This is a genomic window from Vibrio sp. SCSIO 43097 (genome assembly GCF_023650755.1).
Lineage (GTDB): Bacteria > Pseudomonadota > Gammaproteobacteria > Enterobacterales > Vibrionaceae > Vibrio > Vibrio alginolyticus.
This window is the reverse complement of record NZ_CP071841.1, coordinates 496,435-521,340: the sequence shown is the minus strand read 5'-3', so window position 1 is coordinate 521,340 and position 24,906 is coordinate 496,435. Positions and strand designations below refer to the sequence as shown.

22 protein-coding genes are annotated in these 24,906 nt (G+C 44.7%); 8 read left to right on the top strand and 14 right to left on the bottom strand.

Annotated features, from left to right (window positions below; translation table 11 throughout):
* Positions 1-20 precede the first annotated feature (20 nt).
* Positions 21-401, bottom strand: a complete 381-nt coding sequence (gcvH, locus tag J4N40_RS18780) for a glycine cleavage system protein GcvH (RefSeq protein WP_005376432.1) — start codon at positions 399-401, stop codon at positions 21-23.
* Positions 402-454: 53 nt separating this feature from the next.
* On the bottom strand, positions 455-1,750 hold the full coding sequence (locus J4N40_RS18775; RefSeq protein WP_005376430.1) for a serine hydroxymethyltransferase: 1,296 nt from the start codon (positions 1,748-1,750) through the stop codon (positions 455-457).
* 379 nt (positions 1,751-2,129) lie between these two features.
* Here J4N40_RS18775 and J4N40_RS18770 point away from each other — a divergent pair, with 379 nt between their 5' ends.
* Both J4N40_RS18770 and gcvT read left to right on the top strand, forming a co-directional pair.
* Complete coding sequence (locus tag J4N40_RS18770; RefSeq protein ID WP_005376429.1) at positions 2,130-2,753, top strand: helix-turn-helix domain-containing protein; 624 nt, start codon at positions 2,130-2,132, stop codon at positions 2,751-2,753.
* 260 nt (positions 2,754-3,013) lie between these two features.
* Positions 3,014-4,132: a glycine cleavage system aminomethyltransferase GcvT gene (gene gcvT, locus J4N40_RS18765; RefSeq protein WP_017820967.1), complete on the top strand. Its 1,119-nt coding sequence runs from the start codon at positions 3,014-3,016 to the stop codon at positions 4,130-4,132.
* Between the two features lie 71 nt (positions 4,133-4,203).
* Here gcvT and vdeR read toward each other — a convergent pair whose 3' ends face one another.
* On the bottom strand, positions 4,204-4,932 hold the full coding sequence (gene vdeR, locus J4N40_RS18760) for an efflux transporter transcriptional repressor VdeR (RefSeq protein WP_005376423.1): 729 nt from the start codon (positions 4,930-4,932) through the stop codon (positions 4,204-4,206).
* Between the two features lie 160 nt (positions 4,933-5,092).
* Here vdeR and J4N40_RS18755 point away from each other — a divergent pair, with 160 nt between their 5' ends.
* From J4N40_RS18755 to J4N40_RS18740, 4 genes are all read left to right on the top strand, one after another.
* Positions 5,093-6,166: an efflux RND transporter periplasmic adaptor subunit gene (locus J4N40_RS18755; RefSeq protein WP_104976115.1), complete on the top strand. Its 1,074-nt coding sequence runs from the start codon at positions 5,093-5,095 to the stop codon at positions 6,164-6,166.
* A complete protein-coding gene (locus tag J4N40_RS18750; protein ID WP_005376420.1) occupies positions 6,166-7,227 on the top strand; it encodes an efflux RND transporter periplasmic adaptor subunit in 1,062 nt (353 codons plus the stop codon). Before J4N40_RS18755 ends, J4N40_RS18750 begins: the two co-directional genes overlap by 1 nt.
* Positions 7,227-10,286 (top strand): efflux RND transporter permease subunit, encoded by a 3,060-nt coding sequence (locus J4N40_RS18745; RefSeq protein WP_171345660.1) that lies wholly within the window; start codon positions 7,227-7,229, stop codon positions 10,284-10,286. The genes J4N40_RS18750 and J4N40_RS18745 overlap by 1 nt, the downstream gene beginning before the upstream one ends.
* A 175-nt stretch (positions 10,287-10,461) precedes the next feature.
* Positions 10,462-11,172, top strand: a complete 711-nt coding sequence (locus tag J4N40_RS18740) for a COG3650 family protein (protein ID WP_171345661.1) — start codon at positions 10,462-10,464, stop codon at positions 11,170-11,172.
* A gap of 82 nt (positions 11,173-11,254) precedes the next feature.
* On the opposite strand, the gene fruA is transcribed toward J4N40_RS18740, so the two are convergent.
* From fruA to fruB, 3 genes are read right to left on the bottom strand one after another with little or no spacing between them, the layout of a single operon-like run.
* The gene (gene fruA / locus J4N40_RS18735) at positions 11,255-12,994 is read right to left on the bottom strand and encodes a PTS fructose transporter subunit IIBC (RefSeq protein ID WP_171345662.1); all 1,740 of its coding nucleotides are present in this window, start codon (positions 12,992-12,994) and stop codon (positions 11,255-11,257) included.
* 18 nt (positions 12,995-13,012) lie between these two features.
* Positions 13,013-13,984: a 1-phosphofructokinase gene (gene pfkB, locus J4N40_RS18730; protein ID WP_042520798.1), complete on the bottom strand. Its 972-nt coding sequence runs from the start codon at positions 13,982-13,984 to the stop codon at positions 13,013-13,015.
* 9 nt (positions 13,985-13,993) lie between these two features.
* On the bottom strand, positions 13,994-15,127 hold the full coding sequence (gene fruB, locus J4N40_RS18725) for a fused PTS fructose transporter subunit IIA/HPr protein (protein ID WP_025767801.1): 1,134 nt from the start codon (positions 15,125-15,127) through the stop codon (positions 13,994-13,996).
* Between the two features lie 373 nt (positions 15,128-15,500).
* Here fruB and cra point away from each other — a divergent pair, with 373 nt between their 5' ends.
* Entirely contained in the window at positions 15,501-16,481 is a 981-nt protein-coding gene (cra, locus tag J4N40_RS18720) for a catabolite repressor/activator (RefSeq protein ID WP_062730994.1), read from the top strand.
* Between the two features lie 17 nt (positions 16,482-16,498).
* Here cra and J4N40_RS18715 read toward each other — a convergent pair whose 3' ends face one another.
* Positions 16,499-17,452: an endonuclease/exonuclease/phosphatase family protein gene (locus J4N40_RS18715; RefSeq protein ID WP_171345663.1), complete on the bottom strand. Its 954-nt coding sequence runs from the start codon at positions 17,450-17,452 to the stop codon at positions 16,499-16,501.
* 226 nt (positions 17,453-17,678) lie between these two features.
* Here J4N40_RS18715 and J4N40_RS18710 point away from each other — a divergent pair, with 226 nt between their 5' ends.
* Positions 17,679-18,212: an RNA-binding S4 domain-containing protein gene (locus J4N40_RS18710; protein ID WP_005376400.1), complete on the top strand. Its 534-nt coding sequence runs from the start codon at positions 17,679-17,681 to the stop codon at positions 18,210-18,212.
* 106 nt (positions 18,213-18,318) lie between these two features.
* On the opposite strand, the gene J4N40_RS18705 is transcribed toward J4N40_RS18710, so the two are convergent.
* From J4N40_RS18705 to J4N40_RS18675, 7 genes are all read right to left on the bottom strand, one after another.
* Entirely contained in the window at positions 18,319-19,137 is an 819-nt protein-coding gene (locus J4N40_RS18705) for an EAL domain-containing protein (RefSeq protein ID WP_017820958.1), read from the bottom strand.
* A gap of 92 nt (positions 19,138-19,229) precedes the next feature.
* The gene (locus J4N40_RS18700; RefSeq protein ID WP_053303584.1) at positions 19,230-20,150 is read right to left on the bottom strand and encodes an amino acid ABC transporter permease; all 921 of its coding nucleotides are present in this window, start codon (positions 20,148-20,150) and stop codon (positions 19,230-19,232) included.
* A gap of 81 nt (positions 20,151-20,231) precedes the next feature.
* Positions 20,232-21,050 (bottom strand): transporter substrate-binding domain-containing protein, encoded by an 819-nt coding sequence (locus J4N40_RS18695; protein ID WP_086047417.1) that lies wholly within the window; start codon positions 21,048-21,050, stop codon positions 20,232-20,234.
* 9 nt (positions 21,051-21,059) lie between these two features.
* On the bottom strand, positions 21,060-21,857 hold the full coding sequence (locus tag J4N40_RS18690) for an amino acid ABC transporter permease (RefSeq protein WP_213972204.1): 798 nt from the start codon (positions 21,855-21,857) through the stop codon (positions 21,060-21,062).
* The gene (locus tag J4N40_RS18685; protein WP_203345420.1) at positions 21,857-22,591 is read right to left on the bottom strand and encodes an amino acid ABC transporter ATP-binding protein; all 735 of its coding nucleotides are present in this window, start codon (positions 22,589-22,591) and stop codon (positions 21,857-21,859) included. The genes J4N40_RS18690 and J4N40_RS18685 overlap by 1 nt, the downstream gene beginning before the upstream one ends.
* Before the next feature lie 162 nt (positions 22,592-22,753).
* Positions 22,754-23,410 (bottom strand): lysoplasmalogenase, encoded by a 657-nt coding sequence (locus J4N40_RS18680; protein ID WP_005376394.1) that lies wholly within the window; start codon positions 23,408-23,410, stop codon positions 22,754-22,756.
* Positions 23,411-23,704: 294 nt separating this feature from the next.
* On the bottom strand, positions 23,705-24,853 hold the full coding sequence (locus tag J4N40_RS18675) for an iron-containing alcohol dehydrogenase (RefSeq protein WP_213972203.1): 1,149 nt from the start codon (positions 24,851-24,853) through the stop codon (positions 23,705-23,707).
* Positions 24,854-24,906 lie beyond the last annotated feature (53 nt).

Here is a 24,906-nt window from a genome sequence, read left to right as displayed (position 1 = left end):
CAGCTTTCGTCACATCCTAATTACTCTTCTTCGATAGAGTTTAGGTATTCGTCTGCGTCTTTCAGGTTATCTAGTTCAGATACATCAGACATCTTCACTTTTACGATCCAGCCACCTTCGTACGGCTCTTCGTTAATTAGCTCTGGGCTGTCTTCTAGTTCTTCATTGATTTCTACGATTTCACCAGTGATTGGTGCGTAGATGTCTGACGCTGCTTTTACAGATTCAACGAGAGAGAAGCTTTCACCTGCTTCAACTTCGTCTTCTACGTCTGGTAGGTCAACGAATACCACGTCACCTAGCATTTCTTGTGCATGCTCAGAAATACCAATTGTTACTGTGCCGTCACCGTTGTCACGTACCCACTCGTGGCTATCTGCAAACTTCAGTGTTTTGTCCATTGCTTAATCTCCGAATAACTTGTCAGGAATTATTATGATTTCAAAAAAATCGTTTACTGGTATAGAGGAAAGCGACTGCAAAGTTCTTTTACTTCTTTGCGAACGCGTTTTTCAACTTCTGCGTCACCTTCAGGGTTGTTCACTAAACCGTCCAGTACGTCACCAATCCAATTACCGATGAGTTTGAATTCTTCAGCGCCAAAGCCGCGGCTTGTACCCGCAGGCGTTCCTAAACGGATGCCCGATGTAATCATAGGCTTCTCTGTATCGAATGGGATGCCATTTTTGTTACATGTGATCCCAGCACGCTCTAGAGCTTCTTCTGCTTTATTGCCTTTCAACCCTTTCGGACGAAGGTCAACCAGCATTAGGTGCGTGTCTGTGCCACCAGTTACGATGTCGCAACCGCGAGTTTGCAATACTTCCGCTAGGACTTTTGCGTTATTGATCACCGAATCAATATAAGTTTTAAATTCAGGGCCAAGCGCTTCACCAAATGCGACCGCTTTGGCTGCGATAACGTGCATCAGTGGGCCACCTTGTAGGCCAGGGAATACGGCTGAGTTGATTTTCTTAATGATGTCTTCGTGGTTAGTAAGAATCATACCGCCGCGAGGGCCACGCAATGTTTTGTGTGTTGTAGTCGTAACAACGTGTGCGTGTGGCAGTGGGCTAGGGTGTGCGCCTGTTGCAATAAGACCAGCGATGTGCGCCATGTCGACCATAAGAATTGCATTTACTTCGTCTGCGATTTCACGGAATTTTGCAAAGTCGATAGTACGTGGAATAGCGCTACCACCTGCGATGATCATTTTAGGTTGGTGCTCAAGTGCAAGCTCACGAACATCTTCGTAGTTAATTTCTAGTGTTTCGCGATCAACACCGTATTGAACTGCATTAAACCATTTACCAGAAAGTGCAGGGCGTGCGCCGTGCGTCAGGTGACCACCTGCGTCTAAAGACATACCAAGAATGGTGTCACCAGGTTGAAGCAGTGCCAGCTTTACTGCGCCGTTTGCTTGTGCGCCTGAGTGTGGTTGAACGTTTGCGTATTCACAATTGAAAAGTTTTTTTGCGCGTTCGATAGCAATGGCTTCCACTGTATCTACGTGCTCACAACCACCATAGTAACGGCGACCTGGGTAACCTTCAGCGTATTTGTTTGTTAGGCATGTGCCTTGAGCTTGCATTACCGCTTTAGAAACAATGTTCTCTGAAGCGATAAGTTCGATTTGTTCGTTTTGGCGAGCGGATTCCGCTTGAATTCCAGCAAAGACAGCATCATCTGTCGCAGAGAGGTTGGTAGAGAAAAAGTTTTCCAAGCTGTGGTTAGGGTAACTCTTATTCATGGTAGTTGACCTTCCAAATCTGAAAATGAACCCGCAATAGATGAGTTATGATTTGCGGTTGTGGTTCATTTGTCCTCAAAAACAGCTGAACTGCGTAGCAGAACAGAGTGAACATCCGGCCCTAAATTTGGGCAAAAACTCCGTTGGATTGCGTGTTTCCTTTACCAATCTCTTACGGAAATATGCATCTCTACATCTAACAAGTTGGTAACATAGCGCCTGTGACGGGAACAATCAACCAAAAATTTCCTATAGGAAACAAGATTTCAAAATTTGTTAACAAGAGCACGCTTTAATTCACTTGGTGGACTTCTATCCACTATGTGCTTCATGCACAATGCGAGTAAGACAAAAAATATGGATATCTATAGAGGGATTTATGGCAGAAAGTATTTACGATGAATACCCATCGATGACGTTGGCAAAAGAGCAACATGACCAAAATATCGAGCCGTTAAAACTGGGCCAGCGTATTAAGGATATCCGCTCGAAACTCGGTATCACATTAGAAGAAGCGAGTCAGCGAACAGGGCTTGCTCGATCTACACTGAGCAAAATAGAAAATGAGCAGATCTCCCCGACGTTTCAAGCGATGCAAAAATTGGCACTAGGCTTACAAATTGACATGCCACAACTCTTTGAGCCACCTAGAAAAAAGGTAGCGACAGGGCGCAGGGATGTTACCAAGAAGAATGAAGGTAAACCACACCCAACACAAACCTATGAACATGAACTGCTCGCGACACAACTTTCCAATAAGAAAATGATGCCGTTTAAGAGCCAAATTCGAGCTCGTAGTTTTGATGAATATAAAGACTGGGTTCGTCATGACGGCGAAGAATTTTTACTTATCTTATCTGGCGAGGTTATGTTCTATTCTGAGTTTTACGAACCTGTTGTTTTAAGCGAGGGAGACAGCGTTTATTACGATGCAAATATGGGACATATGTTGACCAGTGTTAGCGAGGAAGATGCGCTCATTTTGTGGGTGACAGCCAAATAGTGATAAATACTTGTAAATTTCCTATAGTGAAAGCAAACGATTGCTGTTGGTGGTCGTTATGATGAAAAAGCGCTTTTTTGATGAGAACTTGCTCATTAAAGCGCTTTTTTTGTACGATTTGTTGTGATTAAAATGTTAAGAGTCACACTTTTGCAAGTCGATCTACGTCTTGTTCGTGCAAAATAGAATGAGCCATGTTTATTATTGGAAACACATCGAATGCCGATAGCATTCTCGGGTCTATCTAAATGGAGACGAAAATGACTCAAGAACTACTGAAAACACCACTACACGCACTTCACGTTGAAGTTGGTGCCAAAATGGTCCCGTTCGCGGGTTACGATATGCCTGTTCAGTATCCTCTAGGCGTAAAGAAGGAACACTTACATACTCGTGATGCGGCAGGTCTGTTTGATGTTTCTCACATGGGACAGCTTCGCCTAATTGGTGACGGTGCAGCTGCGTTCCTAGAAACATTAGTCCCAGTGGATATTGTGGATCTTGAGTCTGGTAAACAGCGTTACGCTTTTTTCACTAATGAAGAGGGCGGCATCATGGACGACTTGATGGTGGCTAACCTAGGTGATCATCTGTTTGTGGTTGTGAACGCAGCATGTAAAGCGCAAGATATCGCACACCTACAAGCGCATTTACCATCTGGTGTTGAGCTAGAAATTATCGAAGACCGAGCTCTACTTGCAATCCAAGGCCCTAAAGCGGCGGCTGTATTGGCGCGTTTTGCACCAGAAGTTTCTGAAATGCTGTTCATGGATATTCGTAAAGTCGATATTTTAGGCGCCGAGTGCATTGTTTCTCGTAGTGGTTATACAGGCGAAGACGGTTACGAAATCTCGGTTCCTGCTGACAAAGCGGAAGAGCTAGCACGTAAACTGACTGCGGAAGATGAAGTTGAATGGATTGGCCTTGGTGCTCGTGATTCACTTCGTCTTGAGTGTGGCCTTTGTCTATACGGTCATGACCTAGACACAACAACAACACCTGTTGAAGCGAGCTTGCTATGGGGTATCCAAAAAGTTCGTCGTATTGGTGGTGAACGTGAAGGTGGTTTCCCTGGCGCAGACATTATTCTTAAGCAGATTGAGACTAAAGATGTGGCGCGTAAGCGTGTGGGTCTAGTAGGTCAAACCAAAGCGCCAGTGCGTGAAGGTGTTGAACTGTTTGATGCCGACGGCGTTAAAATTGGCGTTGTAACCAGCGGTACGGCGGGTCCGAACGCAGGTAAGCCAGTCTCAATGGGTTATGTTCGTGCGGATTTGGCGGCGATTGGTACTGAAGTGTTCGCTGAAGTGCGTGGTAAAATGCTACCAATGACAGTTGAAAAAATGCCGTTCGTACCACAACGTTACTACCGTGGTTAAAACGAATTGAAACAAAAATGCCGAGCTTTGTAGCTCGGCATTTTTTATGTCTTCTTTTCGCTTGTTTACTTTTAGTTTACTGCTTCATCAATAGTACAGCACATATCAATAACGATATCTTCAAGCTTTTCCGGATGAATCATCTCTTCTTTTGGGATCCCAAATTGAGAGGCCATAATGGTATTAAACAATTCCCAATGCTTGATCAGCAGTTTTTCGCGATTATCTGCAATATCCGGCCATGTTTCTTGCATCATTGGCGCGAGACTGACAGCACCATGTGCGAAGATCAACATTTGCCACTTTGATTCCCACTGATCAAATTGTGCATTAGGGTTTTCGCTGTTGTACTGCTCGAAAATTCCGGTAAATATTGCAGCGAACTCATCTTTTGATTTTAAGAAATACTGCAGCAGAGCACCGTCATCGCCTTGTCGAATGGCATCGGCGATCATCTGTACTGGGTGAGGATTGACGAGAGCAAATGCTAGCATGCGAACCATAAACAGATAAATTTTTCTATTCGAAGGTGTGTTCTCCGGCATTTCATTGATGAGTTCAGCCATATAGCACTGCATGAACTCGTCCATTGCATCGCTAACCGCTTGCCAGATTTTCTCTTTGCTACCGAAGTGGTGACGGATCAAACTATGTGAAACACCAGCCTTTTCACTGATATTGCGCAGCGAGACACGCTCGTAACCAAGTTCACAAAACATATCTGCTGCCACTTTAAGGATCAGACACTTAGTTTGTTCTGCTGCTTCAGCACTTCTACGCCCCTGCTTTCTTTCATTCATAGTTCGAATTTTCCCGAATATTAATCACGCGCTTACTTTTACCAGAAACCGAACGCTTTGACTAATTAATTTGCTATCCATCTGGAAAATATGTTGATCAATTTCAAATTCTGCTTATACTGCACGGCTGTGTAATATATAAAACCTACGGAGAAAGCGGGTGCGAAAACAATATTTAAAGCGCACTTTAGTTGGCGCAGTGGTGACATTAAGTCTTTCTGGGATGCTAACTGGGTGTAATAAAGCCATTTCTGAGCCGTCTGAACCTTTAATCAAACCTGTAAAATTACTGGCGGTGAAAGACCTAGAACTTGAAGACTCGCACGCCTTTTTAGCGCGTATTGATGCAACACATCGCGCGCAGCTTTCTTTTCAGGTTGGTGGAGAGGTTGATGAATTACGTGTACGCATGGGTCAAAAAGTCCAAAAAGGTGAAGTGCTCGCAACGTTAGACCCTAAAGATCTTCAGCTTGCGTTAGATGCCGCTCAAGCGCAGTACGCGTTAGCGAAAACACAATGGGACCGCGCGAAAAACCTTTACGGAAAAAAACTCATTAGTACTGATGAGTACGATCAGAAAGAAACTCAATATAAAGCGGCATTGGCGAACTACGAACAAGCTAAAACCGATTTGAGCTATACCAAAATTCACGCACCGTTTGATGGCATTGTGTCATATACCTATGTCAACCCGTTTCAAGTAGTCGCAGAGAAGCAGGAGATCTTGAATCTCATTGATAACACGACGTTGGATGTATCTTTCACCTTGCCAGTAAGTTATGCGGAATCTGTATCACTTGAGTCACTGCAAAACTCCGATATGTGGGTGACGATGGATAGCGAGCCAAGAAAACGTATTCCTGGGCAATTTAAAGAAATTTCGACGCAGCCAAACATCGATACCAATAGTTATGAGGCGATCGTGACCATCACTCGACCAGAAGATCGCAATTTGCTGACAGGTATGACTGGGCAGGTACACATTGCTAAACAACATGTATCGGACGCGATGACGTTACCTCAGTCTGCTTGGGTCAACAAAAATGGGACGCAAGGTGAAGTTTGGGTAATGGACAGAAGCACGCAGCAGGTCAATAAAGTCACTGTGTCACTTGACGCAGCAGGTGGTGTGAAAGCCGGGCTTGATAACAATGATTACGTTGTTATTGCTGGTGTTGAGAGACTGGTTGAAGGACAAGTGGTGAAAGCTTGGGTTCGTGAGGGAGGCATTTAATGAAACGTTCTCTACTTACGATCTCTGCGATTGCACTTGCAGTTTTAACAGGGTGCAAAAATGAAAACCAAGCTATCGTCGAGCAGCCACTTTTTGTGTCGACTATCTCGGTGGATGCACCAGTACAAAGTCAACATCGCGCGTTCAAAGGCATAGTAGTGCCTGCAGAGCAAACGCCAATGGCATTTCGCCGCGCTGGGGAAGTTCAGCACGTATTGGTTAAAGCGGGTGACGTTGTGAAGCAGGGGCAAATGATCGCAAAGCTAGATGATAGCAAAGAGAAGCAAGCCGTGAATGACGCAGAAGCACAATACACACTCGCAATTCGTCAGCTTAAACGCGGTGAAGACTTGCATGCACGTCAAATGATTTCAAAAGCGGAACTTGATGAGCTAACCGCCAATAAAGAGCTAGCTGAGGCTACTTTCTATAACGCGACCAATCAATTGAATTACACCCGTTTATTCGCCCCGTTCGCCGGTAAAGTATCCGATGTTTTCAAAGAACGTTTTGAGCGTGTGGCAATTGGTGAACCCGTGTTAAACCTATACCAAAACGATTTGGTTTACGTGCGTATTGAGCTTTCCGACAATGTTTTAGCGATGGTAGACCCAAACTCAGACAGCATGAGCTACAAGCCTAGAGCAACCTTCTCCGGCATCGATGGCAGATTTGCTTTGGACTATTTAGAGCACACAAGTGAACCCAACGCTGAAACTCAAACCTACGAAATGTACTTGACGATGCCACAGCCAAAAACAGAGATATTGCCGGGAACCAGCGTAAGCGTTTTGGTCGATATGGTGAAGGCGGGCATTACCTCTATTGATGGTTACAGTGTTCCTGTCACGGCGCTTCAAGCAGGCAGTGAAGGGAATGAGTTCTTTGTGTGGAAAAAAGAAGGTGACATTGTCACACGAGTGCCTGTCATGATTTCTCAAGTGAATGGCAATGGAGCCATTGTGTCGTCAGGTGTTAGCCAGGGCGATATTCTGATTAATTCAAATCTGCGTAAATTACGCGAAGGTAAACATGTGGATGTTGTGGAGAATAACCAATAATGAACATTGCTGAGTATTCAATAAAAAACAAAGTCATCAGCTGGTTGTTCATTATTATCCTTGCTGTTGGTGGTTTAACGTCATTTTTGGAGCTTGGACGATTAGAAGACCCGGCATTTACGATCAAAGATGCCATGATCATCTCAACATACCCTGGCGCGACGTCAAAAGAAGTTGAAGAAGAGCTGACGTATCCTCTAGAAAAAGAGATTCGAAAACTCCCTTATATCGACAAAATTACCTCTACGTCTTCTAATGGTATGTCTCAAATAACGGTGAGCATGGAAATGGACTATGGTCCTGATGAACTGCCGCAAATTTGGGATGAAATGCGCCGTAAAATTAATGATTTACGACCATCATTGCCTCAAGGTGTTCAGTCTTTACAGATCATTGATGATTTCGGTGACGTTTATGGCGTGATGTTAATGCTCACTGGTGACGATTACGACTATGTAGAGCTGAAACGTTATGCGGATTACCTGACCCGTGAAATCGAGCTTGTTGATGGTGTTGGTAAGGTAGACATCACGGGCGATCAGCAAGAAATGCTATTCGTTGAGATCTCACTTGATCGCCTTGCTGCACTGAACTTAGACATGAATGTGGTTTCGAGCTTGTTGAACCAGCAAAACAATGTGGTTTCAGCAGGTGAAGTGATGGTCAATGGCGAAAGCCTTGTTATTCGCCCAAGCGGCACCTTAAACACTGTAGAAGCACTAGAAAATCTGATCATTCATGGCCGTGACACAGGAAATCTAATTCGTCTAAAAGACGTAGCAACGATTTCTCGCGGTATTCAAGAGAAGCCAAGCAACGTCGTACTCTTTAACGGTCAAAAAGCGATTAATATCGGTATCTCGTTTGCATCGGGTGTGAACGTGGTTGAGGTTGGTGAACGTTTGGATGCGGAGCTCGCGAGCCTAGAGTCTATCAAGCCTGCTGGCATCGATATGAACTACTTTTACAACCAAGCCAATGAGGTGGATGAATCTGTTAAAGCGTTTGTAATTAGTCTAGCGGAGGCAGTGGCGATCGTAATCATTGTGTTGCTGTTTACTATGGGTTTACGCAGTGGTGTCATCATTGGAGTTGTGTTGTTATTGACGGTATTTGGTACCTTCATTTTGATGAATTACAACAACATCGAACTGCATCGTATTTCTCTTGGCGCGTTAATTATTGCCTTGGGTATGCTGGTTGATAACGCGATTGTTGTCGTGGAAGGCATATTGGTTGGCCTAAAGAAAGGGCGTACCAAAGTTCAAGCGGCTGTCGATATTGTAAAGCAAACACAATGGCCTTTGCTGGGCGCAACTGTTATTGCAATTACGGCTTTTGCACCTATCGGTTTGTCGCAAGATGCGACAGGTGAGTTCATGGGCTCTCTATTCTGGGTGCTGTGTTTCTCATTATTTTTAAGCTGGATTACCGCTATTACACTGACGCCTTTCCTTGCCGATCTTTTGTTGAAAGAGGAAAGCAAAGAGCAGGGTACTAGCGAAGATGATCCTTATAAAGGCTGGTTGTTTGTCGTATTTGGGGCATCGCTGAAATTTGCATTGCGATTCCGCTGGCTTACCGTTGCTGGCATGGTGGCGCTATTAGTGGGTGCTGTCGTGGCATTTGGTAATGTAAAACAGCAGTTCTTCCCACCATCGAATACGCCGATGTTCTACGTGGATATGTGGATGCCAGAGGGTACTGACATCCGTGAAACGATTAAAAAAGCTGAAGAGGTCGAAAGCTACATTCGTCAGCAAGATGATATTGACTTTGTTTCTGCTTCGATTGGGCAGGGCCTACAGCGTTTTGCTTTAACCTATCAACCAGAAAAAAGTTACGAAGCGTACGCGCAGTTCCAAGTTCGCGCGACTGATCGTGAGAAAATGTTTGGTTTACTGCATAAGTTAGATGCGAATCTGGCGAAAACATTTGATGCGCCTACGTTCCAGTTTAAATTGATGGAATTTGGTCCATCACCAGCGTCTAAGATCGAAGCGCGTATTACTGGCCCTGAACCACAAGTTTTACGTGACTTGGCGGTGCAAGTTGAAGACATCCTTCATACCGACCCTGGTGCTCGAAACATTCGTCACGATTGGCGAGAGCGCACCAAGGAACTTGTACCCGTTTTCAATGAGTCTAAAGCTCGTCGCTTAGGTATTTCGAAAGAAGATCTTTCAAGCACACTGCAAATGGCGTTTGGTGGTAGCACCTTAGGTTACTTGCGTGATGGTACACATACGTTGCCAATTATGACACGCCTTCCTGAAGAAGAACGCGTAGATTTTGAATCACTACAAAACGTGACCATTTGGAGTCCTTCGTTGCAAACGTATATTCCGGTTGATCAAGTGATTGATGGCGTTCAACTGGATTGGAGTGAGCCGCTAATTCAGCGCCGTGACCGTAAGCGTACGTTAACCGTTCTCGCGGACCATGATGTGTTGAGTGACGACACGGCAGCAAGCTTATTTGCTCGTGTACAGCCTAAAGTGATGGCATTGCATGTTCCAGAAGGATACGAAATCACATGGGGTGGTGAGTACGAATCATCCAAAGATGCACAAGAAGGCCTATTCGGTTCATTGCCGATGGGTTACTTGTTGATGTTCATCATTACTATTTTACTGTTTAACTCAATCAAAAAGCCGTTGGTCATTTGGTTCACCGTTCCGTTAGCGATCATTGGCGTTGCTTTTGGTTTGCTTACCACGAACATGCCGTTCAGTTTTACAGCATTCCTTGGTTTGTTAAGCCTAAGTGGCATGATTTTGAAAAACGGTATTGTGTTGCTTGACCAAATAAACCTTGAGTTGGAGTCAGGTAAAGATCCTTACCTCGCGATTGTCGATAGTGCGATAAGCCGCGTTCGTCCGGTAAGTATGGCTGCGCTAACAACTATCTTGGGGATGATTCCACTGGTCTTCGACGCCTTCTTTGGCTCGATGGCAATAACGATTATGGCAGGTCTTGGTTTTGCTACTGTACTGACACTGATAGTGGTGCCAGTGATGTTTGCAATTCTGTTTAGGGTAAAACCGACCACTGCATAGGGACTCCTGGCTATTTGCCAGCTTCCTGCCTAGCCCTGAAGGTTTTCTTCGGGGCTTTTTTGATCTTACTAATATATACCAAACCATTCATTTGCTTGATTTTAATGATTTTCTTAAGATTACAATGCAAATCATGCGTATACTGATGTAACGACACATCAAAGATTGAGATTACATGAATAAGCGCATATTAAACGGACTCTTCTTCGTTGGTTCTTTCACCTTGGTTGGCTGCACCGCGACGGATAGCATGCCGACAGAAACCAAACAACCTGCCCCTAAAGTCAACAGTGTTAGTGCTGAAGTCATTTCCAGTTGGATTGATAGTAAGGTTTTAGCCTCTGAAGGGCTGTCGCTCGAGCAAGACAATCTACGTTATCTATCGGGTAGCGCCGACCTAAACAGCGACGGCAAGGCAGAATACATAGTGTTGCTTCAAGATCGCTATTTCTGTGGTAGTGGTGGCTGTGCTGCATATATGTTTGATAATGAGGGAAAAGTTATCAATCGAATGTCGGTAACTCGCACGCCTATTGTACTAGCCGACAGTTACAGTAATGGTTGGCAGGACTTTATCGTTTGGAGTAATGGCTCCTATCGACTCATGAGTTACAACGGTGAATCTTATCCAAGTAATCCGTCATTAGAGCCAAAGGTTGATCGAGACGCTAACCAGCAGGCGGCAATCGCAAATGTAATGGCGACAGAGCTTTATCAGCAAGACGGCTATGACATTCTGCCCGCAGAGTCAAAAACCTTGTGGACGCCAGCTAACGTTTACCACTTTACCTTCAAGCACTACGGTGACCCGCATAGCGCTTATCAAGCAACGGTGGATATGAGCAGTGGGGAAGTAGACATTGTAGCCGTTCCGGCTGCGGAATAAAAAACACCTCCCTTAACCGGAATTAAAGGGAGGTGCTAAATGCCAAATTCGAGGGTGGCATTGTTAACCGGAGTCGCTCTAATTAAGCTGTGACTTCTTGTTTCGCTTCTGCTTTGCTTTTTAAGAATGCGTAAGTAAAGCCAGTTACCGCTGTACCTGCTGCAATAGCCACTAAATACATTAATACTGGTGAAATTGCGTTAGGAATTAGCAGCACGAATAGACCGCCGTGTGGTGCCATTAATTTCGCACCGAATAGCATCGATAGGGCACCAGTAAGTGCGCCACCTGCCATACAAGATGGAATCACGCGCATTGGATCTTTCGCAGCAAATGGAATTGCGCCTTCAGAGATGAAACAAAGGCCCAAGACAAATGATGCTTTACCTGCCTCACGTTCATTTTGTTCAAATTTGTTCTTCGCAATGAAGGTCGCTAAACCCATACCTAGCGCAGGAACCATACCTGCGGCCATGATTGCCGCCATTGGCGCGTAAGTTTGTGAAGCCAAAAGGCCAACACCAAATGCGTAAGCGGCTTTGTTTACCGGGCCTCCTAGGTCGAAACACATCATTGCGCCAAGGATAATACCCAGTAGTACTGCACTGTCAGATCCCATGTTGTTTAGGAAGTCAGTCAGGCCGTTCATGATGCCTGAAACTGGGCCGCCTACGATGTAGATCATCACAAGACCAGTGAACAATGTTGCTACAAATGGAATGATCAGAATCGGTTTAAGCGCCTCCATCGATTGTGGCAGTTTCACCTTATCTGCGAGGAGTTTCGCTGCGTAACCGGCAATGAAGCCAGCTGCGATACCACCTAGGAAACCAGCACCCGTTGAACTTGCTAGCATACCACCAACAAGACCAGGAGCCAGACCAGGACGGTCAGCGATTGAAAACGCAATATAGCCAGCAAGTACAGGAATCATCAATGCGAATGCAGAGCCACCACCAATGTTCATCAAGGCTGCTGCTAGTGTGCCTTCTTCTTTAAATGCTTCAATACCAAACACGAACGATAGGGCGATGATCAAACCACCAGCGACAACCACAGGCAGCATGTGCGATACCCCTGTCATCAAGTGTTTGTAAGCGCCTTTCTTCTCGTCTGCTGCCGAAGCAGAATTTGCAGAACCTGAATGTTGGTAAATCGTGGCTTGCTCGAATGCTTTGTCCATCTCTTCGGCTGTTTTTTTCAGAGCTGGGCCTGTTTTCGTGCGGTACATCTTTTTGCCGTTAAAGCGATCAAGTGGCACTTCAATATCCGCAGCAATGATCACCAGATCGGCATCTGCAATTTCTTGCTCAGTCAGTTGGTTTTTAGCGCCAACTGAACCACGAGTTTCCACCTTGATTTGATGGCCACGACGCTTGCCTTCTTCTTCTAAAGCTTCTGCCGCCATAAAGGTATGCGCAACGCCAGTAGGGCATGCCGTGATTGCAACAATCTTCTTTGATGCTGATGTTGTATCTGTAGTGATAGGGGCTGCAAGTGTGGTTGCTTTTTCAAGTAAAGTGGCGTTTTCAACCGCTTGCTGGAGAAACGCAGTTGCGTCTTTTGCTACTTCGCTAATTTCCGCTTGGTAAACCTTTTTTCCTACAAAACGAGAAGTGTCGACGCTAGTATTTGCCGCAATGACAATGACTTCTGCTTGTTCAACGTCAGCTTCCGTCAATAGTGTTGGTTCAACCACACTTGATTGACATTCTATTTTGGCATTCCAGTTTAATTTTGCGGCGGCTTGTTCTAGTAATCCTGTCGCAAGGATGCTATTTGCTACACCGCTCGGACAGGCAGTAATAATGGCAATATTCATACGATAACCTTCTGTTCCTTAGTTTTGTTCTAAGTTTGTAATAGGGTAAAGCGCGCTAACTTCAGTTTGTCGCTTGATATTTTCCAGTTCTTCCTGACTGGTTAGCCCTACGCCAACTTGACTAACTGCCAAAGCAGAAAGTGCCGTAGCGAAGCGCAATAAATCGTTTTTAGGCATCAGTTGCATGTGGCCCCAACACAAGCCAGCGACCAGCGTATCGCCTGCGCCAACGGTGCTCACGACATGCATTCGAGGCGGTTTTGCACTAAGCCATTCGCCTTGGTTGAGCCACATAACACCGTCAGGTCCCATAGAAACCACGATGTTTTCTATGCCTTTGTCGCTCAGTGTTTGCGCTGCAGCTTGGCACTGTTCAGGTGTTGCTAGATGTTCGCCAACAAAATCACCAAGTTCTTCATCGTTAGGTTTAATCAACCATGGGTGAGCATCAATACCTGACTTCAATGCGGCTTTGCTACTGTCGAACAACACCTTTTTGCCTTGTTGATGCAGTGCTTCTATCCATGCAGCGCATTGCTCTGCAGTAACACCGCCCGGTAGGCTGCCTGCCAATACAAAGTAATCGTGTGTTTCAGCAAGGCGGAATAGGGTTTCTTCAAAGCGCGCGATTTCTTCTGCCGTAACTTGAACACCAGGGAAGTTGATATCACTGACGTTGCCATTAGCCTCAACGAGCTTGACGTTGATACGAGTTGCACCTTGTACTTCTACAAACTCATTCTTAACGCCGATGTCATTGAAAAGCTGATGGAATAGCTCAGGGTTATCTTTACCAAGAAAGCCGGTAACCGTGACATCTGCGCCTAAATCGCTCAACACTTTTGCTACGTTGACACCTTTACCTGCAGCGTGGAGATTGCTTTGCTGTACTAAGCTCACGGAACCAACGTTTAGTTCATTTACTGAACCTGTTAAATCCAATGCCGGGTTGAGCGTAATAGTGACAACCTTATTTGTTTTGTTTGTCATATCGGATCCTTAACCTTCACCAAGGCCAGAAGCGATTGCATTTCCGATAGACTCCAAGGCTTGCGGGGCATCAGGACCTTCTGCTGTAAATTGAAGTTGGTGACCGTGCTTAACGCCCAGCGCGATAACTTTCATTAGGCTCTTCGCGTTTACTGCTTTTCCATCTCCGTCTAGGTTGGCAACACGTATAGTGGATTCAAACTTTTTCGCTTCTGCGACTAACATTGCCCCCGGACGAGCATGTAGGCCGTGAGAGTTTTTGATTTTAAATACAGCGGTATTGCCTTCTTCTGAAGATGCAGCTGTGACTTCTTCACCTTTGAACAAAGCAAGAATCTGTTCTACTGATGCATCTAAAAGCTTGCCGTGTTCATTGTTAAACACAATATTAGAAAGCGTTTTTAGGATAGATTGGTGAGCATTGTTACATGCTGCGAACGCGACAAGTGCACGCACTTTTTGACCTTCATATTCGCAGTCGTTTGCCGTCGAGACAAATGACACGCCTGTGCGAGTGACATGTTTGTCACTGCCAATTAACCACAGGCCATTACCTAAGTGAGTTGGTTGTTTGGTAACGAGATCAGCAACGAATTCGTTATCAGCACATCCCGTATTTTTTAACAGACCACCAGCAACAGCACTCATCTGTAGCATGTCGCTCGCAGGGAACATGAGTTGAATTAAAGAAGCGTCAAAGTCTGCTTCAAGCTGAACATCACCGTGCAGTAGGGCGATGATCTCGTCTTCGTTTTTTGCATTACGCAGACGCTCTTCTACGCCATCTGCGCCTAACACTTTGGTGAGCTGTTTAAGAATGCCAAGGTGCTCATCAGATTTAGCTGCGATACCGATAGCGACGAACACAGTATTGCCATCACCCCAGTCGACACCTTGTGGGAAGTGATGCACAGCAACACCCGTTGTTTTCACCATTGAGCGAGTGTCAGTCGTGCCATGTGGGATAGCAATACCGTTCCCCAAAAACGTAGAGTTTTGGTTTTCACGGTTTAGCATGCCTTCAACGTAACCGTGTTCAACTAGGCCTTTATCAGTCAGGCTATGAGCAATACTCTTTATTGCTTCAAACTTATCTGTCGCTGATTGCGAGAGGGTAATGTCGTTCTTATTTAGCTTAAGCATGGTGCTTCTCCAGCCTTAAGGTATCAATTTAAAAATGTATTCTGTGTGAGAAGTTGAACGCCGCTTCTTCTGAGCGCTTATCACTCCTCAAACCTTTTATATTTCAAGCTAAATCGATTCAGCTTGTTGGTAAATTTTTTAAAAGACTCAGAAAAACTGTTTTAAAAACTGACGTTAACAAACGAGCCTTTGCCGCTGTCCTATAGCCTAGCTCACAAATTGGTTTGTTGCGTGTTCGGGTGATTTACGTCAATTTTTAAGTTTTGCTGAATCCTTTCAGCTTTTATACTGAATCGGTTCAGCTTATAATTCAACTTATCGAAAGATCGTTGATGTATTAATATGATCGCGCGCACAGAATAAGGTTTAGAATATGACACTGGATGAAATAGCCAAATTAGCGGGTGTTTCTAAGACAACTGCAAGCTATGTGATTAACGGAAAAGCGCAGAAATACCGCATCAGCGAGAAGACTCAGAAAAAGGTGATGGCCGTTGTAGAAGAGTACAATTATAAGCCAGATCATGCGGCGTCTTCCTTGCGGGCAGGTAATTCACGCTCATTTGGGCTTATCATCCCAGACTTAGAGAACACCAGTTATGCGCGTCTTGCAAAGCTGATAGAGCAGAACTCTCGGAAGGCGGGGTACCAAATTTTGATTGGCTGCTCTGATGATGATCCTGATACAGAGCAAAAGGTGGCGGAAGCATTAGTCAGTCGTCGTATTGATGCGTTGTTTGTGGCAAGTGGTATGCCCACTGCAAACGAGTATTATCTTAAGTTGCAAAATTCTGGTACGCCAGTTATCGCGCTAGACCGTCCAATGGATGATGAGCACTTTTGTTGTGTCATCAGCGAAGATTTTGATGCCGCACTTGAACTCACTCAGTCAGTACTGTCAGAGGATATTAAGTCCATTGGCTTAATCGGTGCATTGCAAGATCTTCAAGTCTCAAAAGAGCGTGAGCTTGGTTTTCTATCTGCTTCTCAACAAGGTGGTAAAACGGCAACAGTGGGTTATGGACAACACTTCTCCCGGGAAGAAGGCAAGAAAGTCTTAGAGAGATGGTTAACAGAGAACGCATTGCCAGATGCCATTGTTACAACGTCATACACACTGTTAGAAGGTGTGTTGGATGTAATGCTAGAAAAACCAGAACTGATGGGAAAGGTGCGTTTAGCGACATTTGGTGATAATCGACTGCTGGACTTTTTGCCTGTGAAAATCAACTCTTTGCCTCAACAGTTTGAGTTGATCGCGGACAGCGCAATGGAGTTAGCACTCAATGCTTCCGCCAAGCGTTACAAGCCTGGCGTAGAACTTATCCCGCGTAAAATTGTGAAACGTCACTAAGTAACTAAATAGGTTGCTCAAAGCTTTACTTCAGCCGTCAGTGCCACAAATGCGTGGTCGCTGGCGTTTTTATCTCTGTCATAAATCGGGTTGATCAGATGTTGGTTAGACACCTGATAGTCAACAACCTCGGCAACCGATATATCTGATAAGGTGTCAAACTCTTGTGAGAGCAAGATATAGTCGAGTACATTCCCAGTGGAAAAATGATAGTGCGTGGCTGGGCGTTCATCCTTCAGGGTGTCACTTTGCAATAACCAACCATCTTTGAGTTGTAATTCAGTGACGCTGTCACCAGTATTGGATACCAATGCGCTGTTAACGCTGATAGGAGTGATAGGCTGATTCATATCGCCCATTAACACTGTCGGCATTGGTTCTTTTCGATACCTCTTTTGCATCGCGTCTCTTAACATCGCTGCTTCCCAGCCTCTTTGCTGGGTGGATAACCAGCGCCCAATAATCGTGCTAGACGTTTCTGGTTGTTCTGAGTCGGCCGGGCGTTGAGATTTCAGGTGCGTTACGTAAACGGCGATATGACCAAGTACAGGATGTATTACTTGGGCATAGATGGGTTTGCGACTGAACTCTGGAGCAACACTTACTCCAAAAGGTTTAAGCGTTGCTAAGTCAAACTCTACCGCTTGTACTTTTTCTATTGGAAACCGAGATGCGATTGCCACAACAGGGCTTGAGTAAATGTACTCATCCTCAACATGTGGAGTGTCAACGGTCGCAAAGTAGGGGTAGCCGATGGTTGAAAAGAATGCCTGGGTCTTCTCGATACTGAATACTTCTTGTAAGCCAATCACGTCGCCTTCCAGTTTTTCAACTTGACGTTGCGTCCACGAAAGTTTGTCTCGCCATTGCTCTAACGAGTATATGTTCTCGAAATCATAGTAGGCGTTAGGCGGTGCGACAAAATTAAACAAGTTCGCAGTGACAAAGGTAATTCTACTTGGTTGAGACAAAGTATTCGCTCTTTTCAACAATAACTTAGAGAGTATATACCTTCAGGTTGCGTAATTGCATCTTCGTTTGAGCTACGCATCGGTATACAAGCTAACAAGCGACAAGTTAAATGGGTTAAGAGGTGCTCAAACGCCAAGGCGAATCGGTGATTGAACATCGGCAGAGGTTTCTATTTTTAAGCATTGCGTTTAAACTTCAGGGCATCAAATAGTAAGAGTAAGTAACATGACCCAAGATTACGACCACGAAGAGTATTTAGAAGGCGAAGAGATTGAGATCGAAGCGATTGGCATCGATGTTGATGCGCATCCAATCGAACTGTACAAGCTTTTTAAAATCGCAAACTTGGTCAGCGGTGGCGGCGAAGCAAAACATATCATCGAGGAAGGCTACGTTGCGGTGAATGGTGAACTAGAAACACGTAAGCGCCGCAAGATGTATGATGGTGACTTTTTTGAGTTTAACCAGGAATATTATGTTGTGGTTTGCGATGCGCCAGTAACCGAACCTGAAACGGCAGAGCAAAAAGCAGAAAAGAAAGCGAAAAAAGAAGCGCAGTCTTCTCGTAAAGATAAGTCTCGTCAAAGTAAGTCACCTAAAGCCTCTGGGCCTAAATCAACAGGCCGTAAAGCGGCACATAAAGAGCGTAAAGCGCAGAAAGAAGCGTTGTCTCAGTCTGCTAAGAAAGGCAAAAAAGAAGACAAACCGCAAGCCACTCGTGATCCGAAGAGTGGACGTAATTCTATTGATTTTTTCTAGGGAAATGAACGCTTAACTAAATAAGTGACATCTGAGTAAAACTAAAAAGCGCCGAGCATATTATATCGGCGCTTTTTTGGTTTCACTGTGCTGTAAGTGGGTAGTGTTAATGCACTGTCGTCTCGATGTTTAGGCTATCTGTCCAGTGATGAATGGCGCAAGGCTTTCCTAAGTAAAAGCCTTGGTAATAATCCAAATTAAGTTGATACATAGCTTGTAGCTGCACGTCTTCTTCAACCCCTTCTATAATGACTTTTGCTCCCATATGATCCGCTAGATCAACGGCGCTATGTATGGAAAAGGTTTCTCCGGCGCAGTAGTCTAGTAAATAGGAACGATCGATTTTGATGATGTCAGGGCAGAGCTGCTGAACACGTGCGATATCAGAATGTTGGGCGCCAAAATCATCGATAGCAAAGATAAAACCATTTGCTTTCATTAACTGTACGGCTTTGATTAATAAATCCGTATCTCCGCATGACTCTTCGACTACTTCAAAAACTACGTCTGATGGGCTCATACCAAGTTCGGAAAGGCGTTTGTAAAGCAGGCCGTTATCTTTAAAGCCCATGTCTTTGGTTAGTGTGAGTAGCGTTTGAGGCATGACGTTAAGAAACAGTTTGATCGGCGTCCCTGCGAAATAGCGTGCGAAATTTCGAATGTGCATTGCTCTAGATAAAAACTCTACACATAAGCGAAAGTAGGGATCAAGACCATTATTGGCCAGAAACACGTCAGGACGAATTAGGGAACCATCAATGCCACGAATACGCAGTAAGGCTTCCATACCAATAATACGTTGGCGTCTATCAAAAATTGGCTGATAAACACTGTGAAAAGTGAATTGATTGAGAACTACGTAATATTCACCAAGATTATCTTGTTTTATGTATCGCTCGTAGTCGGATTGATTCTTTAACTCCATGAAAAACGCCGAAAATTTAGCATCTTGCCAATGTAACAGGGTGCAATTCTGATTTGAAGAATCAAATGTGCCTAATTACATATGCGGTTGAGTTAATTTGAAATGGCTTCCGATTTTGCTTCAATATGGCGGAAAATAAGTGACAGACCAAAACAGATTAAGAAGTAAGCAAGGCCGACAATCAACCAAATTTCAAATATATACCCTGATGAATTTGCCATCTCTGTCCCAACAAACGTCATTTCTTGTATCGAAATCAGTGAAACAATAGAGGTGTCTTTCACCAAAGAGATGGTTTGACCGGCAAGTGCAGGTGTTATTGATTTAAGCACCTGTGGCGCGATAACAAATCGGTATTTCACCCATCGAGACAAGCCCAATGAGTCAGCCGCTTCCCACTGACCTTGGTCGATACTTTGTAAACCACCGCGCACAACTTCTGCAATGTAGGCAGAAGAGAGTAAGCCGACGCATAACACGCCAGAGGCAAGGTTTTCCCAAAGGTTAGAAGGCCCAAACAGAAAGCGCTGTAGCGCATTTGGTTCGCCGTTGTAGTTTCGTAGAAGATCTTCCAAACCGAGTAACGGGATCAATTGGTTAGAAATGAAAAAGTAGAAAATAAAAACAAACACCAACGGAGGGATGTTTCTCACTAACTGGATAAACGCATTGGCAGGTGTGCGCAACCAAACGGAACGAGAGAAGCGTGCTAAGCCTAACAAAGTGCCAAACACTAATGCGAAGCTGATGCCCCAAATACTGAGCCTTAACGTCGAAATCAAACCTTGGAAGAAGTAGGGCAAACCACCATCTGCTCTAGGCGTGAAAAGTAATTCAAGCGCCTCTTTCCACTGCCACAAATAATGCACACCAACAGCGGACCGATGGTACAGCCAAACACCACCGATACCGCACATAACAAGTAGTATCCAGTCTAGTGTGTTTAATTGCGGTAAAAGGTAGCCTGTGCTGGATTTCGCGGGTGCTGTGCGAGTGGTAGTGTGTTCGCCCAAAAATTTGACTCCGATAAGTTATGGAAAAGTAAAATGGATGATTGGAGAGTATAGGCTCGCGGCGTCCACGAGCCATTTAGATTACTGGCCTTGCGCGACTTGATCTTGCCAATCTAATGTCGAGAACCAGTATTCATAACGTTGTTTTAACCATCCATCTTGGGTTCTTGCTTCAATCCATTTATTGAAAAAGGCCTTTTTATCTTCTTCCCCCAAGCGAACTGCAAAGGCTTCGTTACCTTGTGATAGTCGCTCAGAGAATGGAAGGAATAGTTTGTCGCTGTGTTTCACTGTCTCATGTTCTGGTTTTGGGCTAGAAGCAATGACCGCGTGGGCGTTACCATTCAGCACCTCTTGGAACGCTTGCGCGTCGTCATCAAATTGCAGGATCTTCGCTTTCGGGAAGGTTTCTCTGGCTACTTGAACGGTGAATGCGCCGCGACGAGCCGCAATTTTTACGCGTCGTGAGTCAAAATCCGAAAATTCGCTAAAACCAGAGGCGAGTTCTTTGTTTGCTGCTACTTGAACGCCTGAGTGCGAGTAGGGCTCAGTAAACAAGACGCTTTTGGAACGCTCAGGCGTAACCGACATGCCACCGATGATCACGTCGAACTTTTTCGCCAGTAGTGCGGGAATAATGCCATCCCACGCAGTCGGTACGAATTCCACTTTCAAACCTGAATCTTGTGCTAAGCGTTTGGCAACATCGATTTCAAAACCGATTAACTCACCTTGCTTGTTACGCATTGCCCAAGGTACAAATGTTGACATACCAACGCGCAAAGTGCCTCGTTCTTTGATTTGATCTACATTGGGTGTGGCGACATCTTCTTTCGCGATTGTAGGCATAGCGATGGCTAGCCCTAATAATGCAGTAATGGTCGCTTTGAATAACTTCATGTTATCTCCTTATAATTTGCGCCAACTGGCTCCGAGTTTGTGTTCTAGCCTTGCAGACAAGCCAGAAAGTGACAGAGTGAGAGCAAGATAAATTGCTGCCACGGTAAACCAAATTTCGAACGGCATCGCCGTCTCTGAGACGATGTTGCGTGCCTGTGTTGTTAGATCAAAAATCGCCATCACGCTTACAATGGAAGAGTTTTTGATCAAAGAAACCACTTCATTGGTTAATGGCGGTAATGTGCGCTGTAAAACCTGAGGAAAAATTACGTCTTTGTAGGTGTAAAACGGTGATAGCCCGAGAGTTTGTGCTGCTTCGAATTGCCCTTTAGGAATACTGTTTAAACCTGCACGGAATATTTCCGCGGTGTAGGCACCTTGGAAAAGGGACAATGCCAAAACGGCGGTGCTGAATCGGTCCAAACCAATCACCGGGCCAAACACGAAGTAGAGTAAATAGATTTGCACCAACAACGGCGTGTTACGTATTACTTCGACATAAGTGGTACCAATAACATTGCCGACTTTCGAATCGCTAAGCCTTAGTAACGCGGTAACCAACCCTAATACTAAGGTAAAAAATAGACTAATAGCCGAGATGTTAAGCGTTACCAATAGCCCATCAATAAGTTCTGCCGGCCACCATTCGCCATCTTCATAAAAAGCGATGTAATCAGGTACGCGCTCCCATTGCCATTGATAGCCCATAGCGTCGGCACCAGAGTCCAACACCCACACAATCGCGATGAAGAGGAGCGTCATTTGCAGTATAGCTTGAAGGACAGGTTTGATTAAGCGAACTATCATCAGTAACTTAAAATTTGGTTCAAAAATGCTTGGGTTCGTGGATGCTGTGGTGTCTCAAATAAGGCGACTGGAGAGTTCATTTCCACGATTTGGCCTTCATCCATAAATACCACGCGGTTCGCTACTTTTTTGGCAAATCCCATTTCATGCGTGACGCAAATCATCGTCATTCCGCTTTGAGCCAGCTCAACCATGACATCCAACACTTCGTTGATCATTTCCGGATCAAGCGCTGAAGTTGGCTCGTCAAACAGGAGTAAATCCGGTTCCATACACAAGGAGCGGGCAATCGCGACGCGTTGCTGCTGACCGCCAGAAAGCTGGATAGGATACTTACTCGCTTGCTCTTCAATATTGACTCGCTTTAGGTAATGTCTTGCGCGTTTTTCAGCTTCTTGTTTTGATAATTTGAGTGTGCGAATCGGCGCTAAAGTGAGGTTTTCCAGTACAGTCAAATGAGGAAAAAGGTGAAAGTGTTGGAACACCATGCCGATTTTACCGGGCTTGAGAGATTTTGCGTGAGAAGGCTGGTCGAACACATGAAGCTGGCCTTCTTGAATCGATTCAAGATGGTTGATGCAACGAATGAGCGTTGATTTTCCGGAACCAGAAGGGCCACACACCACGACGATCTCGCCAGAATGCACGGAGAAGTTGATGTCTTTTAGAGCGTGGTAATCGCCATACCACTTATTTACGTCGCTAAACTCAACGACGGGAGTATTCTCTTTCAAAGGGGCACGCTATAACGGAAAAATATCCTTTTACAATAGCAAGTTGTGCGCGTAATTTCATTAAGAATAAGCTAATGTTTAGGCGATGATTTTAAGACTCTATTCAGATCGCTTACAAGATACATCCATGTTTCTTTAATGTTGGTGCAGTCTAGAGTATGACTAACTCAGTTCAACGAGATACGGATAACGAACAACAATCGCAACAACAGACATAACCATTAGTGTCTGTGCAGAATAGTAGGTCACCATGACAACTTGTCGTGAAAATATTGACCGTCCACCAAAGCGTTCGAAAGCCAATACGATGCCAGAGATAATAAAGATAAAGCTTCCGAGCACTGCAAAAGAGGAGGATTGTGTTTTCCCACTCAAATAATACTCGATCGAAGCCCAGCACATAGTCATCAGTACCAATATATAACTGGCAACTGGCCGTTTTTCTTTACCGAGATCCGGTCGGAACAACCAGTAGACGCATATACCCAGTCCGAACAAGGCAATTGGGAGCCAAGGTGTAAAATGCCACGCTGACATGATGGCAAAACCATAACTATAGGAGAGATGGGCAGAGCAAAAGAGCACTAAGCCTGTAATGAACTTGTCTCTAGGGAGCATTAATAACACGTCACCAAGCAACGAGAGCGATAAGCCAATCAAAATCCAATGCGCATATGGCATTGGGTAAGCCGGGGACTGAATTAAAATACCAAGCATACAGAGCACTGGTAATGGTTTAGAAACGTAAAAGAGCCATTTAGAGCCTTTACGGATACTGATGATATGTATGAATGCTAATACGACAACAACTAGCCACATAAAGTGTTTTCTCGAACAGACAAAATTATGTAGTACATCACTACAACAAATCAAAACTTAATTAACGAGTTAACTCGTTCTTTGATCTCAATTATTTTTATTTGTGTAAAGCTGGACAGTTGTCTCTTTACTAACCAACACGGCCGATTTTTTGTCTGGAGGGAATCGTTGTTTTTAGAAGCCTCCTCGTTTTGAACGTGATGTGGCTTACAAAATAGCATAAAAAAACGGTATTGTGACTGTTAAGTCACAATACCGTTAAACCCTAGGAAGGGCAGTGAAGAATTGTTGCAGTTATGAGACAGCTAACTCTAAGATTTCTCGGCTACGTTCAAGTGTGATCGCCTGGTTTTCACCTAAAACAGTCATGCCGTGTTTGTTTAGTTGATCAATGATGGCATCGATAGCTTGTTCACGGCTCTCACCATAGTTTTCGAGCTTAGTTGCGACATCAAGTTGATGATAAAACGCTTCGATAGATTCGATTGTGCGCTCTGCTAAATCCTCACCTGCTTCAAGACCAAATACGCTGCGACCCATTTGTTCTAACTTAGGGCGCTTAAACTGCATTTGGTTACGAAGTAACGACGGTTGGACAATTGCAAGAGAACGCGCATGATCAACGCCCCATAGAGCCGTTAATTCATGGCCGATCATATGTGTTGCCCAGTCTTGTGGAACGCCACTACCAATTAACCCATTCAATGCTTGGTTAGCAGACCACATTAAGTTTGCGCGCCACATATCGTCGTCTCGTTCCGCAAACTGTTCTCCGAGTGTTTTTAAAGTTTTCAGCAGTGTTTCTGCGTAACCATCTTGAACCATTGCACCGGTAGGAAGCGTCAAGTATTGCTCACATACGTGCACCCATGCGTCAACAATGCCGTTGATAAGCTGGCGTTCTGGCAGTGTTTTCATTACATCTGGGTCTAACACGGCAAATTTTGGCTGCACTGCTGGAGACATGAACGGAAGTTTGTCTTGAGTTTCTTTTTTAGTGATAACTGCGCCCATGTTTGACTCTGAGCCTGTTGCTGGCAATGTCAAAATTGCAGCTAGAGGCGTCGCTTCAGTGACTTGGTGCTTACCAATCATGATATCCCAACCATCACCATCATACTTTGATGCCGCTGCTACGTATTTGGAGCCATCGATGACTGAACCACCACCTACCGCTAAAATAAAGTCAACGCCATGCTCTTTTACCATTGCGACTGCTTTATCGAGTGTTTCTTTGGTTGGGTTTGGTTCAACACCTGAAAACTCTAGCCATTCATGTCCCTCAAGAGCTTCTGCTACTTGGTCGTACACGCCATTTTTTTTGATGGAGCCACCACCGTATACCACTAAAACTTTTTGGTCGGATGGGATAGCTTCTTTGATTGCTGCGATTTGTTTTTGACCAAAGAAAATCTTGGTTGGGTTTACATAAGAAAAGTTCATTATTAGCCCTCTTGCTTCCAGTGAAGGAGATTGAATACATGCATATTAGTCCC

What these genes read in the sequence shown, in the direction of transcription:
- cra (WP_062730994.1), top strand. Translation starts at nt 15,501, where the DNA reads ATGACACTGGATGAAATAGCCAAATTAGCGGGTGTTTCTAAGACAACT.
- J4N40_RS18690 (WP_213972204.1), bottom strand. Translation starts at nt 21,857, where the DNA reads ATGATAGTTCGCTTAATCAAACCTGTCCTTCAAGCTATACTGCAAATG.
- J4N40_RS18775 (WP_005376430.1), bottom strand. Translation starts at nt 1,750, where the DNA reads ATGAATAAGAGTTACCCTAACCACAGCTTGGAAAACTTTTTCTCTACC.
- fruB (WP_025767801.1), bottom strand. Translation starts at nt 15,127, where the DNA reads ATGCTTAAGCTAAATAAGAACGACATTACCCTCTCGCAATCAGCGACA.
- fruA (WP_171345662.1), bottom strand. Translation starts at nt 12,994, where the DNA reads ATGAATATTGCCATTATTACTGCCTGTCCGAGCGGTGTAGCAAATAGC.
- vdeR (WP_005376423.1), bottom strand. Translation starts at nt 4,932, where the DNA reads ATGAATGAAAGAAAGCAGGGGCGTAGAAGTGCTGAAGCAGCAGAACAA.
- gcvH (WP_005376432.1), bottom strand. Translation starts at nt 401, where the DNA reads ATGGACAAAACACTGAAGTTTGCAGATAGCCACGAGTGGGTACGTGAC.
- J4N40_RS18710 (WP_005376400.1), top strand. Translation starts at nt 17,679, where the DNA reads ATGACCCAAGATTACGACCACGAAGAGTATTTAGAAGGCGAAGAGATT.
- J4N40_RS18740 (WP_171345661.1), top strand. Translation starts at nt 10,462, where the DNA reads ATGAATAAGCGCATATTAAACGGACTCTTCTTCGTTGGTTCTTTCACC.
- pfkB (WP_042520798.1), bottom strand. Translation starts at nt 13,984, where the DNA reads ATGACAAACAAAACAAATAAGGTTGTCACTATTACGCTCAACCCGGCA.
- J4N40_RS18750 (WP_005376420.1), top strand. Translation starts at nt 6,166, where the DNA reads ATGAAACGTTCTCTACTTACGATCTCTGCGATTGCACTTGCAGTTTTA.
- J4N40_RS18695 (WP_086047417.1), bottom strand. Translation starts at nt 21,050, where the DNA reads ATGAAGTTATTCAAAGCGACCATTACTGCATTATTAGGGCTAGCCATC.
- J4N40_RS18680 (WP_005376394.1), bottom strand. Translation starts at nt 23,410, where the DNA reads ATGTGGCTAGTTGTTGTCGTATTAGCATTCATACATATCATCAGTATC.
- J4N40_RS18770 (WP_005376429.1), top strand. Translation starts at nt 2,130, where the DNA reads ATGGCAGAAAGTATTTACGATGAATACCCATCGATGACGTTGGCAAAA.
- J4N40_RS18745 (WP_171345660.1), top strand. Translation starts at nt 7,227, where the DNA reads ATGAACATTGCTGAGTATTCAATAAAAAACAAAGTCATCAGCTGGTTG.
- J4N40_RS18705 (WP_017820958.1), bottom strand. Translation starts at nt 19,137, where the DNA reads ATGGAGTTAAAGAATCAATCCGACTACGAGCGATACATAAAACAAGAT.
- gcvT (WP_017820967.1), top strand. Translation starts at nt 3,014, where the DNA reads ATGACTCAAGAACTACTGAAAACACCACTACACGCACTTCACGTTGAA.
- J4N40_RS18675 (WP_213972203.1), bottom strand. Translation starts at nt 24,853, where the DNA reads ATGAACTTTTCTTATGTAAACCCAACCAAGATTTTCTTTGGTCAAAAA.